This is a genomic window from Neobacillus niacini, from assembly GCF_023715415.1.
In the GTDB taxonomy this organism is placed as follows: domain Bacteria; phylum Bacillota; class Bacilli; order Bacillales; family Cytobacillaceae; genus Neobacillus; species Neobacillus niacini_C.
Genome location: NZ_JAMBOB010000012.1, coordinates 64199 through 81708, shown reverse-complemented (window position 1 = coordinate 81708; position 17510 = coordinate 64199). Strand labels below are relative to the sequence as shown.

At 38.5% G+C, this 17510-nt stretch carries 12 protein-coding genes; 2 read left to right on the top strand and 10 right to left on the bottom strand.

Features of this window, described 5'->3' with window-relative positions; genetic code table 11:
* Nucleotides 1-4 precede the first annotated feature (4 nt).
* Nucleotides 5-3205, bottom strand: a complete 3201-nt coding sequence (locus M3189_RS22975) for a UvrD-helicase domain-containing protein (RefSeq protein ID WP_251638410.1) — start codon at nt 3203-3205, stop codon at nt 5-7.
* Nucleotides 3198-6149, bottom strand: a complete 2952-nt coding sequence (locus M3189_RS22970) for a PD-(D/E)XK nuclease family protein (protein WP_251638408.1) — start codon at nt 6147-6149, stop codon at nt 3198-3200. Before M3189_RS22970 ends, M3189_RS22975 begins: the two co-directional genes overlap by 8 nt.
* 162 nt (nt 6150-6311) lie before the next feature.
* On the opposite strand from M3189_RS22970, the gene M3189_RS22965 reads away from it, so the two are divergent.
* Nucleotides 6312-7043 (top strand): hypothetical protein, encoded by a 732-nt coding sequence (locus tag M3189_RS22965; RefSeq protein ID WP_251638406.1) that lies wholly within the window; start codon nt 6312-6314, stop codon nt 7041-7043.
* A gap of 67 nt (nt 7044-7110) precedes the next feature.
* On the opposite strand, the gene M3189_RS22960 is transcribed toward M3189_RS22965, so the two are convergent.
* Together M3189_RS22960 and M3189_RS22955 are read right to left on the bottom strand one after the other, a co-directional pair.
* Complete coding sequence (locus M3189_RS22960) at nt 7111-7836, bottom strand: CBS domain-containing protein (RefSeq protein WP_251638403.1); 726 nt, start codon at nt 7834-7836, stop codon at nt 7111-7113.
* Between the two features lie 63 nt (nt 7837-7899).
* Nucleotides 7900-8733 carry a deoxyribonuclease IV gene (locus tag M3189_RS22955; protein WP_285889786.1) on the bottom strand — a complete coding sequence of 278 codons (834 nt, stop codon included), beginning with the start codon at nt 8731-8733 and terminating at the stop codon, nt 7900-7902.
* Nucleotides 8734-8838: 105 nt separating this feature from the next.
* Here M3189_RS22955 and M3189_RS22950 point away from each other — a divergent pair, with 105 nt between their 5' ends.
* Nucleotides 8839-9321, top strand: coding sequence for an HIT family protein (locus M3189_RS22950; RefSeq protein WP_251638385.1), 483 nt, complete (start codon nt 8839-8841; stop codon nt 9319-9321).
* 332 nt (nt 9322-9653) lie between these two features.
* Here the strand turns inward: M3189_RS22950 and M3189_RS22945 are convergent, their stop codons facing one another.
* From M3189_RS22945 to M3189_RS22920, 6 genes are all read right to left on the bottom strand, one after another.
* The gene (locus M3189_RS22945) at nt 9654-10160 is read right to left on the bottom strand and encodes a hypothetical protein (RefSeq protein ID WP_251638383.1); all 507 of its coding nucleotides are present in this window, start codon (nt 10158-10160) and stop codon (nt 9654-9656) included.
* Between the two features lie 124 nt (nt 10161-10284).
* A complete protein-coding gene (dacB, locus tag M3189_RS22940; protein ID WP_251638439.1) occupies nt 10285-11721 on the bottom strand; it encodes a D-alanyl-D-alanine carboxypeptidase/D-alanyl-D-alanine endopeptidase in 1437 nt (478 codons plus the stop codon).
* Nucleotides 11722-11940: 219 nt separating this feature from the next.
* A complete protein-coding gene (locus M3189_RS22935; RefSeq protein ID WP_251638381.1) occupies nt 11941-13206 on the bottom strand; it encodes a glycosyl hydrolase family 18 protein in 1266 nt (421 codons plus the stop codon).
* 101 nt (nt 13207-13307) lie between these two features.
* Nucleotides 13308-15908, bottom strand: a complete 2601-nt coding sequence (locus M3189_RS22930) for a polynucleotide kinase-phosphatase (RefSeq protein WP_251638378.1) — start codon at nt 15906-15908, stop codon at nt 13308-13310.
* Nucleotides 15905-17251 carry a 3' terminal RNA ribose 2'-O-methyltransferase Hen1 gene (locus M3189_RS22925; protein ID WP_251638371.1) on the bottom strand — a complete coding sequence of 449 codons (1347 nt, stop codon included), beginning with the start codon at nt 17249-17251 and terminating at the stop codon, nt 15905-15907. The genes M3189_RS22930 and M3189_RS22925 overlap by 4 nt, the downstream gene beginning before the upstream one ends.
* Before the next feature lie 67 nt (nt 17252-17318).
* On the bottom strand, nt 17319-17504 hold the full coding sequence (locus M3189_RS22920) for a hypothetical protein (RefSeq protein WP_251638369.1): 186 nt from the start codon (nt 17502-17504) through the stop codon (nt 17319-17321).
* Nucleotides 17505-17510 lie beyond the last annotated feature (6 nt).

Below are 17510 nucleotides of genomic sequence, written 5' to 3'. Positions count from 1 at the left end.
GTTTTTAATAGTGGACTACTCTATTTGGTTCTATAAAGTAAAGACTTTCTCTCTTTACTTTTTCCTTCGTTATCTCTTCCCACGCCTGCTTATAAAAGGATAGTTGGGCACGATAAAAGTTTTGCAGTTTTTCGTAGTCTTCGATTCTTTTTGCTCGGTCCGTTTTGTAATCGACAATCTTCCATTCACCATTCTGTTTGTAGATAAGATCTATGATTCCTTTTACAAAAAAAGGATGTTTATCTTCAGGATTCCTTGTAATGTGAGCATAAAGAGAATCGTGCTTTTCAACTTTTAAGGTAAACGGAACTTCCGTTAAGACTTCATCGGCTGTTTGGATTTCATCCCATAACGCTGAAGTCCTTAAATTGGTAAGATACGTGATCACTTCATCTTCTTTTGAAGGGGGAATATTGTTGCTGGTTAATGCAGCCTTGATGTACTTAGTCACATCATGACCTTGAATGGCTTTTTCAAAGACATCATGAATCAGGGTCCCCCACTCTTTTCCCCCGCCCGCTTCCCGTTCAATTTCGAAAACATCAGAAAAATCCTTATCCTTTGTTGGCGTCCAGTGCTCAAAGGATTTCACTTTGCTTTGGTCCAGCCAAGCAAGCATACTTACTGTTTTGGCTTGGTACTCAGCAAAAGTGATTTCGTTGGCAGAAACCTTATCGACGTTCTCTATTTCAGGAACTTCCACTTCCTCTATATTTTCAATTTCAAAAAGGACATTCCATGGATTTTTCTTATTACTTCCGTTTGAACTAATGACAAGTGCTTTTTCTGCCCGGGTAGCCGCAACATAAATAATCCGCAATTCTTCTTGTGTAAGATACTCTAATTCCTCGTTCTTATGGGTTTCCCAGTTTAGTGGGACCGCAACTTCTCTAGCCTGAAAGCCATTTCTTACCGTAAACATAAAGTATCCTTGTGAGGAATAATCCTCTCGCTTGATATGCTGTGATAAAAAAGAGACCGGATTCACCTGTTTTGCAGGGTGAGCCAAGAAAACAACGGGTGCCTCAAGTCCCTTTGCTTTATGAACATTCATAATCCGAACCGCATCAGCACCTTCCTCCATATTTGCGACAGTTGTTTTTTCAAAAAGTAATTTTGTAAGAGAATCCATGATTTGTTTATAATTGGTATTCCCCGATGCCTCCTGTTTACGTAAGTTTTCCATCATTTGCAGCATACTCTTATAGGTACGTTTGTTACGGTCATTTTTTAAAAGCAAGGGATAAAAGCCTACAACCTCCATGATACTTTCAATCGCAGCAGTTGGAGATAACTGCCGAATTCTTTGTTGACATAACATTAATATGGTTAATGTGTCAACGAATTTTTCCTTGATCACTGGATTCAAACCCTCTGGTATATCACTATAGATAGAAAATCTCCCTTTGGCTTGCTTCCATTCATAAAGCTCTTGATCACTGATACCGAAGAAAATCCCGCGAAGTACTGCAACAAAACTTACTTCATCCGTAGGATCTAAAAAGGATTTTAATAAAATCCATAAATCTTGAAACTCTCTTGTTTCACCCATGACTACCTCACCCGAGATACTAACAGGAATTCCCATTGCCTCTATTCTCTTTGCATAAATAGAAACTCCATCATTGTATCTTGTCAGAACCATGAAGTCCTTTGCTCGATATCCTTTTTTAAGCAAAGATTGAATGGTAAGTGCAATATTTTCTGCATCCTTTTGGATTACTTCTTCTTTCTTACTGAAGTCGGCGGGAACACTTAAACGTTTGATTCCAGTAAATCCATCGCCCTCATCATTGTGATGTGCGATTAATGGTCGATAGGCTGCTTGATGTAGTGTTTCTACAGCTGGTAAATGCTTTTCAAATACGGTATTTAACTTTTCCGTTACACAATCTACAGACCTGAAATTTGTGATTAATTGCAGGATTTCACCGCCATGCTCTTCCATTAACTGTTTCACGCGATTGTATGTATCAATATCTGCTCGACGGAATCGATAAATCGCTTGTTTTGGATCACCTACTACAAAAAGTGAGCCAGCTTTCGGACTGCACCTTGTCCAAATTTGTTCACTTGGATCCTCACTTGTTAGAAAAAACATAATCTCGGCCTGAAGCGGGTCCGTGTCTTGAAATTCATCAATAAGTAAGAAACGGTATTTTTTTTGAAAATAGCTTCTTACTTCAGGATTTTTCTTTAATAACTTTGAGGAATGCAACATTAAATCTTGGAAATTTAATAATGAGCGTTCTTTTTTTAAGTCTTCATAGACAGTTAAAGCTTCTTGAATGAAATCAACGATAATTGGGTGGCAATATTCCTTCCAAGCTTGAAGCAATGGCTTGATGGACACTTCAAGAAAAGCATTGATTTCTTCACTGTAAAACTTCGCATCCTCTTTTGAATGCCACCGGTTTAATGTTGGTTTTAAGCTTTTATTAAACAATTCGAAAATACCAATGATGTTCTTATCCTTCGTTACATCCATCAATCTTTCTTTTTGAATGGCCATTCGAATTGCCCTTTGTAAGGAATCATAGCCTTTATCAGGTTCTTCAACTGGTATCGATTTTTCCGCTTCTTTTACTAGCTTCATAAAGGATTGAAAATCTGATGTGAGCGTTGGTTTGTTAACTGTTTCTGTAATCCACTGGACATCAGAGTATTCTTTTAGATTTCCTACCCATGGAAAAATCTGATCAATACTTATTCCCAATTCATTGATTCGGTCAAATTGTTTAGAGTTTTCATCCAATAACTTTTGTAAATAAAGCTGCCACGCTTCCTCTAAAAGTTCTAAATCCTCGGACTCTTCTAGTTCCTTGAAGGTTAAATCTAAATTGGCTTCAATTGGCCGTTCACGAAGCAGCTTGGCACAAAAGGAATGAACGGTACCTAGAAAGCACCTCTCCAAATTTTGAAGTGCTACCGACAACCGAAACTTGATATCAAGGTCACTTTCTTCTTTCCAGGCTGACTCTACTTTTGATTGGAAGCGTACCTTTAACTCATCTGCTGCTTTTCTTGTAAAAGTAATCGCAACAATTTCCTGTATTTCCGCTGCTCCGGTGGTAATCAGGTTCACCATCCGATCGACAAGGCTCGTTGTTTTCCCAGAGCCTGCACCCGCTTCGACTAAGAAATTGGTTTGCAGATTGTATTTAATTTTATCCCTTGCTCCTTGATCAATAATCTTTTTAGTCATATGCACGAACCCCCGTTAACTTTTGATTAGTCTGTTTTTTCTCAAGGGAGTCTTTATCATAAAAGTGGCGGCGGCAAACCAGCTTGAATTCGCAAAATTTACAATCATTATCATCCTCTGTCATTTCAAAATGACCATGTTTAATTACATCAATAAGCTTTTGCAAAATATCTAACCCATTCGTCCTTAGTGTAACGTCCTGTTTCCTAGTAAATCGCTGTGCCATTCCCTTTAGAGTAGGGAAGTAATACGAACTTTCCTCGACAGCACCCTCGCCTAAATCTAAATGCTGTTCAATTGCTAAGGCATAAATCATATGCTGTAGCTGACGGCCGCCTTTAAAAGCTTTATTTTTCTCATAACCATAGGTACTTCCCGTTTTATAATCGATGATATGGTACCTGTCATCATGGGATTGGTCAACACGGTCAATGATTCCAGTTACCTTTATATCTCCCGAAGGCAGTTGAATGATGGCCGGTTCGCTGTCTCCAATACCAAATGAATATTCAAAATGGAGTGGATTGTAGTGCTCGCCATGAATCTCTTCTTCTTTTAGAAAGATATCACAGCATGCCAAGATATCGTTCATTTCCCGCTGATAAACCCGTTCATTTGGCGGAGGCAGGACCTCTTTTTCTTTTTCAATAAGACCAACAGCTATTTCCATAATTTTATCGTGATGAATAGCGTAGCTCGGCTTAACATTTTGTTGTGTAATTTCCTTATAGAAGGTTTCAAAAATGCTGTGAAGCAAACTGCCCCGAGTAGCTGGGTCTAACCATTTATTCGCATCATACGAAACCTCCTCAATCGGCCTCATTCTTAATACTTCCTTAAGGAAGTAAGAATAAGGACATCTTGCAAGAGTCTCTAATTTCCCTGCACTCATTGTTTTTTCATGATTGATCCGCGGGTCATACTGGCTTGGATCTATTTGTATGAACCCATCAAATTCGGAATAGCTTTCTGAAAAACGAGCACTCTCTGCTGAAAGACCTTGTTTGACATTTAGAAAATGATTAAGAATCCCTTCATTGAGTTGTGAAGGTGTGTCGTCGATTAATTTCTTAGTCCAATAATCTTTATCCTCGAAAATCTCACTAGAAACGAGGTCTGATGTTTGTGATCGTAAGTCCTTGTATTCAGCATCTTTATTGCCCGACATCATTCGGTAGCATTGTAGAATGACATGAGCAGGATTTATCACACGATTATCATTGATGGAAAAATCACAATAGCTTACTGTCACGTTACCCATTGAATGAGCCAAAGCCTGCAGAAGCGTATAGGTGTTTTCCTGACTCATTTCACGTAATAATGGCATTTTTTTGCCAAGTGCGATACGCTCTGTATCAAGAAGCAATGGATCTTCTCCTGAATTGCCTGGAAACTTCCGATTATCAAGCCCCAAGAAAAATACATTCGGAGCACTGTGATAGACCTCTTTTTTATAAGAAGTCATATGCAGAAATCCGGGTTGTGGACGTGATTGATTTACCCTAATCGAAAGCAGTAGGTCATTCAGCTTTTCAAATACATCGTGCCTGACTAACTCTTCATCAGCATAAGGTACAATTTTCTCGATCACTTCCAATAGTGTTGTTTTTGAAATTTCATCAAGCTTTGTACTGCTTTTACTATGATTTTTTAAAAGATAAGCAATGCTGGTTATACATTTTTTATAATTATAGGTTGAATTACTATCAGGAAGTCTTTTAAATATCTTAGAAAACCATTGATGTAACCACGCTATTTCATTTGTTGCACGTTCAAACTCTTCCCCTTTTTCAGATAATCGTTTCCTTTCATTTTCAAGCTGCGTTAAATACCGCTCCTTCGACCAACCGATTTGTATATCCCGAAGAAGTCTTACGATTTTGGATTTTGAAGGTGAATCGTCACCTAGGGTGATTAATCCTTCATTCAATAAATCGATAAAGGATTGCACACTATAATTCGTTTGAATCCAAGTAATTAATCCAGAAACGAGTCGTCCAGGTCGACTATATCCTACAGGTACCCCTTCACCAAAGGTTATCGGAATATTAAGCTTTTGCGCTAAGTTGAAAAATGGTGTTATGTATGAATCAGCATTAGTATAAAAAACAATACATTCATCCAGCGGCGCTCGAGATGATTTTATCTTTTCGAATACATGTTTCACTTCCATTTCCTCTGTTTTTGAAGTGAAGATATCTATATTTATTGTTCCTCCTCCTGCTTCATCAAGCATATAGAGGTGGCTTAACGGCGTTGGCTCTCCCCAGGAGATCGATGATAAGCTTGACCTCTCTGGAATGCTTATCCCTAAGACAGGGGCTAGCGGTAGTTTGAATGAATCTTCTGGCAGGATTTGATGAAGAAGCAGTTCTTCTAGGTGGGTAAGGTGCAAATTAGATTGAAGTATAAAGACTGCTCTTTCATTCCTTTGGGCAAGATGTAATGCTTTGGTAAGAATGGAGGCTTTATCCGTGAAATGATTGAAATCAAGCATTTTTTCATATTCTGTTAAAATTGCTGCAAAATCCTCTGCTTTTTCAGGTGAAAGGAAAGTATCTTTCCTAAGTGTTCCCGCCTTGTAGCCTGCAAGCCTAAGATTCTGAAGCGTTGAATAGATGGCATGACTAAAGGAAGGTGTAATTTCCATTTCTGAAAAATAACGCAGTTTTCTTTGGTTCTTTAATTCCCTCAGAATGTTATAAGTAAAATGAACGCCAACTGTCCCATCTAGTACAGTTATAGGGTCCTCATCATGTAATTCCACAAGATTCATGGCCAGATTAAGGACAGTCTTATACTTTAGATTAATTGACCGTTGTCCAGCCTTAATAAAAGCCTCATTGATTTGTTCTCCGATTTCGAAGGAATCAACGATGACGACTTTTTCCTTTAAGAGGAATTGAGTACAAATTTGGTCTAGTTCATTGACTAACGAATGCATGGTACCCCTCCAACGTAGACTAACATTATTGGTCACATTATATCATTTTACCTTTTCAGTATGACAGGAAAATCCATGTTTTTACAAAAATGAATGAATTAAACATATTAATAGACATGTTGGAGATAATAACTCCGATTACCTTGAAAGGATGGGATGTTAATGTCGTTAGAATGGTTTGACAGAGTTTGCGGCGAACTTCAAGATCACCTAGAATCTATTTGTGAAGAGTATGATCAGGTTGGTCAAATGTCGGTTGAAAGAGCTGCCAAACACCCGAGGATCGAATTTTTTGTAGAAACAGAAGATGTGAATACAGAAGAAATCGATCGAGACTATTTCTGTACTTTGTTCTTTGATCCTCAGAACGAAGAGTTTTACATCGATACCTTTGATGTTGACAGTGGGCATACTGCTAAAGTCATCCTTTCGGACATAGAAGATATAATCGATGAGGTCCACGCAAGCCTGCATGATTATATGAACAATGATGATCATTACACAGATGACGGTGTCTATCTTACTTCAGACGAAGTCTATGTAGACGATGAAGACTGCTATGAAATGGCCGATGACGATGGTGTCGAGTATTATGAGGCTGAGGAAATAAATGAGGACGATATTTTTGAAGAGATTGATGTAGAATGGAACACCCCTGAGGTAACTGCTTTCAAGCACGAAGATGAAGTCGAAGTGACTTATCAATTTGGGGTTGTTCCGGAAACTGGCGACGGTGTGTTAAAGCGAATTAATCGAATTTGGACCACCGAGGATGAACTAATCAAAGACGAATCTCATTTCATTTTCAGTAAAGAAGAGGCCAGCACTATAATTGCGATGATTGCTAGCCATATGGATCAATTAAGCGAATTTAACTTTGATGATATGCCATAAGAAAAGCCCAAAATATTGGTGCTAAATATAAGGAGGAGCATACCATTTTGGTATGCTCCTTCCTTTATTACTCCACCGTATAGTCGATTTCAATCAAATCCCAAGGAGTAACAATTCCTAGAGGTGTCTCGTCTTTTTTACCATTTTCGGTAATGATAACAGCTTCTAATTTCTTTTTTACTTTATGTGACTTTTCAAAAATCGTTTCCACATCAAAGATATTCGTGCTTTTCGCGACAAAGTCAATCGGATGATCCTTCTCGTATTTCATAATATCCGAAATATGTGTATCGTCTAGATTTACAGAGCCGCTTACCATGTTCTGTGCCATCCATTTTACAATCGCTCCTGCCGTCAATAAACCCACAAACTCTTTATTCTTGTATATCGGAAATTTTGAATAATTAAACTGGCGAATTGCCTCGGTTACTTTAAGGATGCGATCGTTATAATCAAAATATATTACATTCCTCGTCGCAATCGTCAAAGCGTAATTGGGACGGTTAAATACATGGGCAATTTTTTCTATATGCTCTACTACTCTTGCATTTGGTTCAGCAATATAATAGCCAACTTCCATTTTTTCATGGACAATAGCATTGCGCAGCTTCGCATATTGTTCGAGATCTTTTTTAAAAGTTTCAATGATTTGATATTTCTTAGCTCCAACCTTTACTAATACTACAAATCTATCATCATTAATTTTGACAATATCCTTCATCGCATCATGTACTTGATTAAAGGCAACTTCAAAACGTTCCGATAGTATTGGTGCTTTTTTCACTTGTTTCATCCTCTACCCCTGCCATTTTATTTACTTATTCTCTCTTATTATATATTTATTGTGTGTATTTCACTATCCCCATTTTTGGTAGAGCTGCATAATTTCTTCTTCATGAGAGATACCTTCGTCATCTGGTGTTTCTAATACAAATGGAATATCCTTTACAATCGGGGACGTAACAATATCCTGAAGAAACTTTGCCTTGATCAGACCATTCTGAAAAATATTGGCATGACGATCCTTCTTCGAACCAGTAGGATACTTAGAATTGTTAAGATGAATGATTTTCAGATGGTCAAAGTAGTCTAATTCTTGGCCTTTGGAAAAAAATTCTTCTGTATTTTCGCCATTCCAAAGTCCACTCGCAAACATATGACAAGTGTCGAGGCAGAATCCTATTTTCTCAGGATAATCAGCCAGATTTCTAATCTGTACTAATTCTTCAAAGGTAGTCCCGAGAGCCCCTTTTGTTCCAGCATTATTTTCAATTAATAGTAAACATTGACCTTCCCATTGACCGAGGACAGAATTTAGCATTTCAAGCATTAAATGATAACTCGCGAGCGGGTCCGTTTTGCTAATTTGACTTCCAAAATGGACTACTACACCGATTGAACCGCAGGAGTCTGCAATTTCAAGGTCATTTAAAAGTGAGGCAATCGTTAATTCTTTTTTATCCTCTGAAGGAGTTAAACTTGTAGAATACGGGGTATGGGCAACTGAAACAAGGTTGTGCTCCTGGCAAAACTCCCTACAGCTTGCAGTATCTCCTCGGTCAAAATCCTTTACCGAAAGGCTGCGCGGATTCTTTGGAAAATATTGAAATGCCGCTGCTCCGAATGATGCTGCAACTTTAGCAGCTCCTGTATAGCCATTTCTTATACTCACATGACAGCCAAAAATCATCCTATACACCGCTTTTTTAGTGTTAGATTTTGCATTTATAGTTTAAACTATTCTTTTTAGTTAGGGTGTTGTAAGATAATTCAGGATACTTGTGGGGGGAAATAGATGAGAACAATTACGTTATCAAATGGAAAAACTGTTGAAGTCGAATGTTTAAGCTGTGCCTTAACTAGCGGTCTGATTGAGCCTGATGGGGGTGTCATAATAGAAACAGAATATTTTCATGCTCACCAGGATGTCGCCTATCCGATTGAAGGGTTAGTTATCCTTGCTTCAAAAAGACATATTAAATACTTAGATGAACTTACCGAAGTAGAAAGATTAGACTACATAAATATAATGACTTCCATTAGGAAAGCTCAGCGCGAAGTTTTAGGTATTGAATATGTTTATTACTTTTACAACGAAGATACAACCCATCATTTTCATACCTGGATGGTACCTCGCTATGATTGGATGAATGAATTTGGCCGATCTGTTGAAAGTGTTCGACCTGTCCTGCTACATGCGCGTAATCATCGGAACACAGTAGAAAATAATCAAAAAGTTATGAAAGCCATCGAACACTTAAAAAATGCATTAAATTAGGAAAACAGACTTTCGAAAAAGTCTGTTTCTGCTTACCAACCAGGATATTTTTGATGCCATTCTTCGCTATCTTCATTTACGGATGGAATATTTACAATTCCTTTATTTCTACCTCTATTTTCTGCACGTTTTATTATTTCTACTGCATTCCTATTTTAACTCTTATGTATCAAGGCTTTTAAGACCCTTTTGTACACCTCATTATAAGTGGTGATATTTACTTTATTTATCAATCATTCTTTACTTATGCTTCTATAATGTCCTGCAAATTATCCATTAGCCTTTTAAAGATCAACATAAAAAATAATTAATTTAAGCTGCTTTTATTGGATTCATCCACTTATACTATCAATCTTGTATTTAGAATGTACCAGCTTAATCTGCTTAGAATCCATTATATGAATCGGTGTCACATCTCCTGTAACTCGTTCTTTGACCAAATCAATCCCAATATGTTGATAGGCTTTATCGATAATTTCTGAACAGATATAGCGATCTTGTTCATGAATAATGATATTCCAACGAAAATACTGTTTTATTCCAATGGATATCAGCCTCCACCAATCATACCCCTTTGAGCTTTTACATTTTTCTAGTAAGAAGTTTCTTAATTCCTCTTTTTCTTCATTTGTTAGTTTGCGATTTAATCTATACAAGCTAAACTCCGTATAAGGGTTTTTCATTACTTTCATTTTTGTAAAAATATCAACTTCACAAATATGAGTATCATCCATCGCAATGGTAACATGCGTATAAGCTGAATTTAAAAAGAATCGAATGATTCGACTTTGATAACAATCACCTTTCACAAATAGTAAATCACCTACTTCCATTTTCATACTCTCACCTCTTACATAGTTAATTTATACCATTTTTATTCTTACTATATTGTAATTGGTAAACTTAGTTTTGAGTACAGATTTTTTTAATTAAATGAAAAAATCCCATTCAGGGATTTTTCCTTTAAGTATTAGCTAAAATCTGAACAATCCTATCTTCAATTAACTTACCCTTAGCATCATCTAAAAGGTTGTTCAGCATAATAGAGAAAATTAATGTTTGTCCACTGTTTGTTTGTACATATCCTGATAAAGTGCTGACCGTCGAAATCGTTCCGGTTTTTGCGAATACCTTTCCTTTTACATTTTGCGTTTTCAGTCGATTTCGTAATGATCCTCCGACCATCTTTTCACTTTCTCCTGCTATCGGGAGTGAATGGAGAAAAACTGGATACCATTTTTGCTGCTGGACTGCATTTAACAATTGAGATAGTTGAGCTGCAGGAACCAAGTCGACATGAGAAATACCAGAGCCATCCCTTAGTACCATGGTTTTTGTGTTGATTCCGAATTTTGTTAACTCGTCTCCCATTACCTCCAAACCCTTTTCCCAGCTGCCTTCCCCTTTCACCACTTTTCCCATCTCTTTAACCAAGGTTTCTGCATGGCCATTGTTGCTTAGCTTCATAAACGGGACCAGTAACTCAGACAGCATTATCGAGCTATGTGTATGTAGTATTTTTGCTGTACCTGGTGTTGTCGCTGTTTTAATTCTTCCGGTAACCTGAATGCCTTGTTCGGTTAGTGATTGTCTAAAAAGGGCTAACGCATATTGGGTCGGCTCCCAGACGCCAATCCATTCCTTTTCAGGCTTCGCTTTAACAGGTAAAGTGCCCGATAAAGTAATCGTATTTTCGGCGTGTTCCCGTTCAAAGGTAATTACCTTTTTCCCATCTGCAGGGACAGTTTCAGTTTGATTAATTATTTTTACAAAGTCCGTGTCAGGAGTAACTCTTACCGCCGCCTTATCACCTTGTGTTTTGCCAGGTATCACCTCAATCATGACCGACCCTGAATCATAGTCTTTGGTTGGTGAAGCCGTTAATGCCGAAATTTGTGCACCATAGTAGGTTTGTTCATCACTCCAAGGTAAATCCGTTGAATACCTGACATCATCATACCAACTATCATCACCAATTAAATTTCCGTTTATATTCTTAATGCCCAATTTCTTAATATCGGCAGCCATTTTATCTAGGTCTTCTTTTAGAAGAGTAGGGTCACCCTTGCCTTTTAAATAAAGGTTGCCTTGAAGCGTTTTCTTCTTTACTTTCCCGTCTGTGAGTATTTCTGTTTTAAATCTGTAATCCTCCCCTAAAATAGATAGTGCTGCAGCGGCCGTTAGTAGCTTCATGTTTGAAGCAGGACGCAGGCGGACATCTCCTAAATGATCATAAATAACGTCACCAGTATCTGCAGAACGTATGCTGATTCCTGCAATAGCCCCATGTAAATCGGGGTCATCCTTTAGCAGCTGATTCAACTGCTGAGATAGGTTGTTTTCCGCACCAACTAGTTGTGATTGTGGGACTAATGTTGCAATTAATAGAATAAAAACCATCAAATTCAATCTTTTCAGCAAGATTCATTTCCAACTTTCCCTTTTTTCATCAAGTCTTTCCTAAAAAACAAACTTTCTTCCATATATTTTTCTTAAAATTAAATATATCTGCGTTGCTCGACCATATATCTGCGATAAATCAAATATATCTGCGTTCTGCGACCATATATCTGCGATAATCCAAATATATCTGCGTTGCCCCCAATAAACCCAATGACCTTATTTCATAACGGCAATATTTTTACTCAAAAAAGCCCAATTCTGCGGTGCCGCCAAGCTTATTTGCCAAAAGGTAGTCCCTAATAGATTGTAAACATCCATCAATCGGTATTTCTCTATAAAACTTCTAATGTCCTCGAACCAAACCACACGCTCTACCCCCGCACTCCAATGCCGATACCAGGGGGACATAGCGTGTAAATCAAATTGTATTGGAGATCCGGTTGTAATGGCTTGGTTTTGCGCTGTAAGCACAGACATGGCATGTGTAATACTCGCTCCTACGACCTTGTCATAACCATAAAGCGGCAACGCAATTTGTAGTTTACGAGGATTGATTTGGGTGACCGAGTATTGAACAACCTGCTCCATCCACCAAATAGGGGCAATCGGATCAGGCGGACCACCTGGATAGCCATAATCAATTGTCATCACCGCAACGATGTCCGCTATGCTTCCGATGGCAGCATAATCGTATGCTCCGACGATTCGATTGGTCGGGAGATCGGCAGTTTTCGCATGTACATTTACATGCAGGATCAACTCTCCCAATGCAGTCTTTAATTCTCTTAAAAATAGATTGAAATCATTGCGCTGAGGGGGTGGAATAAATTCAAAGTCAATCGATACTCCGCCAAATCCCCTTTGGCTAATCAAATTCACAATACTATGAACTAAATTCCGACGGTAAACAGCATTAGCTAGTACATTGCCTGCTAACTCCGCACTAAAATCTACTCCAGTAAAATTACGAATCATTAATAATGGCGTAATATTCAACTGTTTACTCCGTGCTACAATTGCCGAATCCTCTATTTCGTTATAGGCATATCCCTCTGCTGTAAATGAGTACGCCACAACTGCTAAATAGGTTAATTGTCCGGCGAGTGACTCTAATACTGACAAAATATCACTGCCGCCCGATGGAACGAGAAATCCCAATGTTGTTAATCTTAATTTCACAGGTGAGGGAATGTTGATAATTTGACCAATAAAAAGCTGTTTAGGATCAACCCCTGGATTCGCCCCGACAATCGATGTAATATCTGTATTAAACCTCTGGGCTAATCCCCCAAATTGGTCACCTGGTCTTATTTTATAGGTGCGGATAGGAGGTTGGTTGTCAGGGATAAACAAGCCGAGACCTGGTACAAGAGAACTAGTAGATGGCAAACCATTTAGCTCAACAATAGTTTGCATGGATACTCCATACCGATTGGAAATTGCCCACAAATTTTCTCCTGTACTCACCAAATGAACACCCATATTCTCACACCCCTTTACCATCATCATATGGTGATTTAACTAGTAATATTGCTCTTTGAATGAAAAAAACGAACTGGAATAAACCAGTTCGTTTGTCCTGCCTATAATCGTGGATCGATGGGTTCTGCCTCTAACGCCAGTATTCCCAGCACACATTCATGAACACGTTCCAATGACTCTCTATTTACAAATCGATTAACTCCTTCAACCCCGAGGGAAAATTCTTTTAAAGCATTTCGCTGTTTCTTACCTGCATTGCGTTTCTTTAATCGAATTAAATTTTCAGGAAGCAAATAATCGATTCCATAGATGATATGCAAATACTTGCGGCCCCTCACTTTTATCGCTGGCTGCAGCAGTTTACCGTTATAGCGGGTAATATACGATTCCGGTTTAACAACAAATCCTTCATGTCCATCTTCGTTCATTTCTTCCCACCATTCAATGGCCTCTTTCATTGTTGCTTCATCATTTACAACCCGGAATTCTGTTTCTAAAAACAAACCGGATATCCCACTAAATTCTTTATTTTTCTCCATATGCCAAGTATGTGGCTTGTCAAAAAATGTTTCTGAGCTGTGTGCGAGCGTGTGAAAGGGTGCGATTTGAATTCCTTCCAAACCATCTGTTTCCCAGCAGTATTTCTGATAAACTTCATTAAAGACTTTAGCATTATCAATCCCGACTTCCACTTCCTGAACCCAGTTCAGCACATCTTTGCCGCTTTCAATTGCCTGTTGAAGTGAATCTTTCAGCCTTGTGCGGTCAAGCAATGCCATTTCCCCGACATGTGCATATTGGTTTAAAACCAAATCCTTCGCCTTTAAATTCCACGGCAGAATCTCTGCATCGATGAGCACAAAATCTGTGTTGTACCTTTCAAAGTAACCATTTTTCACTAAATCCTCATTTAACCTGCTGACTACTTGTCCTTGCAATTCTTTTTGAAAAAATGCCCTTCCTGTCCGGGAATAAATGGTGCCCAATGTTTCTCTGCCTATATACTCCTTGGCAATTTCTTTATTTTTAAATAAAAATAAAATGCCTCTGCTTCCCATATGCTTCTTCTCCACGACCATGGTTTCAACACCATTGGCCTGATAGTATTCGAATGCCTCTGTTGGGTGCTCAAGGTACCCTTCTAGACGAGAAGGTTTTGGGGTCGGACTCATCGTTGGAGGAAGGTAGACAATGTCCTCAATCGGCAAAGTGTAGTGAGATAAATCATCCAAAGCTGGTTTCACACCATCGTCATAAATCATGATTTCTCCGTAATGTTCCGTTAACACAGAATAACCTTCTAAGAATTTCATGATATTCGGAGGAGAAAGCCTCTTTAGTTCCCATTCCCTCAAAGGATTGTCAGGAACATTCGCATAGTCTTTCTGCGCCTTAACTGAAACAAATTGTCTTTCTGGATAACGGTAAGCTGTTAAATTTCCTCCAAACACAACACCTTGGTCAATGTTTAGTGTGTTGTTAACCAGTAATGGCTGTGGCTTTGGATCGTGTCCCCAAAGAATGAGCTCGCTTGATTTATGAGAAATGGACCAATCTTTTCGTATCGGCTTCCCGTGTTCATCCACCCCCTCACTATCACCATACCGGCAAAAATCAGAAATCTGTGCTGACTGTTTTCCGATATAGTGATCCTTGATACCTGCATGGGCGGCTACCACTGCATGAACACCATTTTTCCGAATAATATAATGTGATTTTGCTTCTAAAAGTAATTCTTTAATCTGCACCTTTAACTCTTCTGCCGCTTCCCTGCCATTTTTATACTCATATTCCTCAAACTCAGCAGCAACCTTTTCATCACCATGAGCCAACTTTACATTTTTCCCATCGAGCCAGCGGGCAATTTTCCAGCCGTGGTTGCTGTCAATCATATAAGCAAGTCCTTCAGGCACATGTTTTTGGAAGAATTTGAGTGTTTCAATTGATTTAGGGCCCCGGCTCAGCACATCACCAAGTGAAAGAATCTTCCTCCCCTCAGGATGAATGTAATAACCTTCTTCATTTTCGTAATAACCCAATTGGTTTAACATTTCAATAAATTCATCAAAGCAGCCATGAATATCCCCGATAAAATCGAATCCGTTTCCTACATCAATATAAAGTGGGTTTTCAAGACGGTTTATGTTGAGTACTTGAAGTTCGTCTTCGCCAAGCATATAGACACGACGGTAGGGTTTCTTTTTAATGAAGCGAAGCATATTTTTAAAATGTTGATACTGCTGCTTGATTCGATTTCTGCCTCGAGGGAAAGCTCGTTCGCTATCACGTCTTAGCAATTCCGTTTCTGATATATTCAAAACCATTGCAATAACAGGTACGTGGTATTTCTTCCCCATTTGCAGGTATTTGTCATGCTCATCCTCACGTAAATGGGTTGCATCGATAAATGTTAATTTATTGAGTTGGCACCGTTTTGCAACAACATAATCCATGGCGTCAAACGCTGCTCCAGATATTTGCTGATATTCGTTAAACAGTGCGTCACTTTCGTCTTTCGGACGTCCATTCCAGCTTATAAATTCAAGATCACTGACTAGTACTCGAAATTGATCGGAACTGACCACTTCTGATGCGAGAATTTGTTCTTCTTGAATTAATTGATTTAATAAGGTTGTTTTCCCGGTATTAGAGGGTCCAACTAGGAGAACGATTCCTCCATGTGGTAAATGGATTGTTGTCATTCTCCCTCCTCCCTTCTGAAAATAGCCATTTGCGTTGGATGACCATAAGTTGGATGTTCTTCGCCAATCCCTTGTATGATGAATTGATAAGGGTAGTTTTTTGTCCATGCTTCGACATATTGAGCAAATTGGGCTCTTGTCCATTCAAAACGGTGATCATCATGACGCAGTTCATCATCCATTTCATAAAGGACGTTATATTCTTGGTTTGGTGTCGTCACAATTAATGTCTTCGTGCGGTATTCATTCAAGATGGTATCAAATATTTTAGGAAGACGCTCCTCATCAATATGCTCAATGACTTCACATAAAACGATAACATCTTTATTTTGCAATCGGCTGTCAAAATAATAGAGTGACCCTGGTAAAGACTGTGGTTCAATATAATCTTCTTTGGCATTCACCTGCTCAAAGTGCTTAATGGCCCGGATTCGAGATTTGTTCGAAGGCTCAATCGACAGAATCTCTTTAACCCCTTCCAAAAAACCCAGTTGTACCGAGAGTCTTCCTTCTCCTGCACCAAGGTCCACTATTGATTCCTTGTTTGGCAGCGACCTTATTAAGTTTAGGATTTCTTCATAACGAAGGTCATTTAAGCGAACCTTCGGACTTTCATCCTGGCTGAGATTTCGTTGTTTCTTTTCATAGAATTTCGATTGAGAAATTAACGCATTAAAACGGAGTGCCCTTTTTACAATCATCTGCTTTAATGGGTGATTTTCCAGCCAACCTTCTCCGTATCGATCCAGCTTTTCAACTTCTCTTTCATCTAAAAAATAGTGCTTGTAATTATCGATGACTGGAATAAGTATGGAAACATGCTTTAAAGCATTCTGAACAGTTTGATGGCCGGATATCGTAATAAATCGAGCTGAGCTTTTTTTCCGAATCGAACTATCTCCACGCTCAATTTCTACCCTGTACCCAATGGGTTCAAATAACTGGACAATTTCCTGATCTGACAAATCGGTGGCAACTGGTCCAAATGCAAGCTTTATTTCAAATGGATGGTCTACCCATTGCATATAGTCTTCATCTGGTTTCCCATTTAAAGCAGTACCTAACGCCTTACGGATGGTAGTGATAAATAGGCTACTGACAGCGAATTCGCGGTCATTAATGTAATGGGTGATGTCGAATAAATCGGATGAGTTACGCACTAAATCAATCGGGTCAGGTTTTACATAAATCACAAATTGTACTTCTTCTTTTGTAAAAGTAGGATAAACAAGGCGAACCTTGAAGCCTTTCTCATTACGTTCATACGGATTATTAGGGTTTTTCGCAATTAAGTACGAGACCACATCGGCATCAGGTCCTCTTACGGTTAATGATAGCTGCATACATTACACTTCACTTTCTTCTGAAGTAAAATTCGATTACTATTATGATTACATAAAAATGGATATTTTAGAAATAAATGTTGATAAAATTTAAAAGGACGTAACAGAATTCGTTACGTCCTTTCGTGGAAATATTATGATGAGCTTTGTTGACTAGTGGAATGACCGAAACAACAACTTTCTTTTCCCAATCTCGGTCGCTCCAGACCCCCTGCATTGACTGAAACCCTACTTCATTTTCATTCTCGGTCACTCCAGA

Coding starts and splice junctions, on each gene's coding strand:
- M3189_RS22935 (WP_251638381.1), bottom strand. CDS start 13,206: ATGGGTGTTCATTTGGTGAGTACAGGAGAAAATTTGTGGGCAATTTCC.
- M3189_RS22975 (WP_251638410.1), bottom strand. CDS start 3,205: ATGACTAAAAAGATTATTGATCAAGGAGCAAGGGATAAAATTAAATAC.
- M3189_RS22955 (WP_285889786.1), bottom strand. CDS start 8,733: ATGATTTTTGGCTGTCATGTGAGTATAAGAAATGGCTATACAGGAGCT.
- M3189_RS22960 (WP_251638403.1), bottom strand. CDS start 7,836: ATGAAACAAGTGAAAAAAGCACCAATACTATCGGAACGTTTTGAAGTT.
- M3189_RS22965 (WP_251638406.1), top strand. CDS start 6,312: ATGTCGTTAGAATGGTTTGACAGAGTTTGCGGCGAACTTCAAGATCAC.
- M3189_RS22930 (WP_251638378.1), bottom strand. CDS start 15,908: ATGACAACAATCCATTTACCACATGGAGGAATCGTTCTCCTAGTTGGA.
- dacB (WP_251638439.1), bottom strand. CDS start 11,721: ATGGTTTTTATTCTATTAATTGCAACATTAGTCCCACAATCACAACTA.
- M3189_RS22945 (WP_251638383.1), bottom strand. CDS start 10,160: ATGAAAATGGAAGTAGGTGATTTACTATTTGTGAAAGGTGATTGTTAT.
- M3189_RS22950 (WP_251638385.1), top strand. CDS start 8,839: ATGAGAACAATTACGTTATCAAATGGAAAAACTGTTGAAGTCGAATGT.
- M3189_RS22970 (WP_251638408.1), bottom strand. CDS start 6,149: ATGCATTCGTTAGTCAATGAACTAGACCAAATTTGTACTCAATTCCTC.
- M3189_RS22925 (WP_251638371.1), bottom strand. CDS start 17,251: ATGCAGCTATCATTAACCGTAAGAGGACCTGATGCCGATGTGGTCTCG.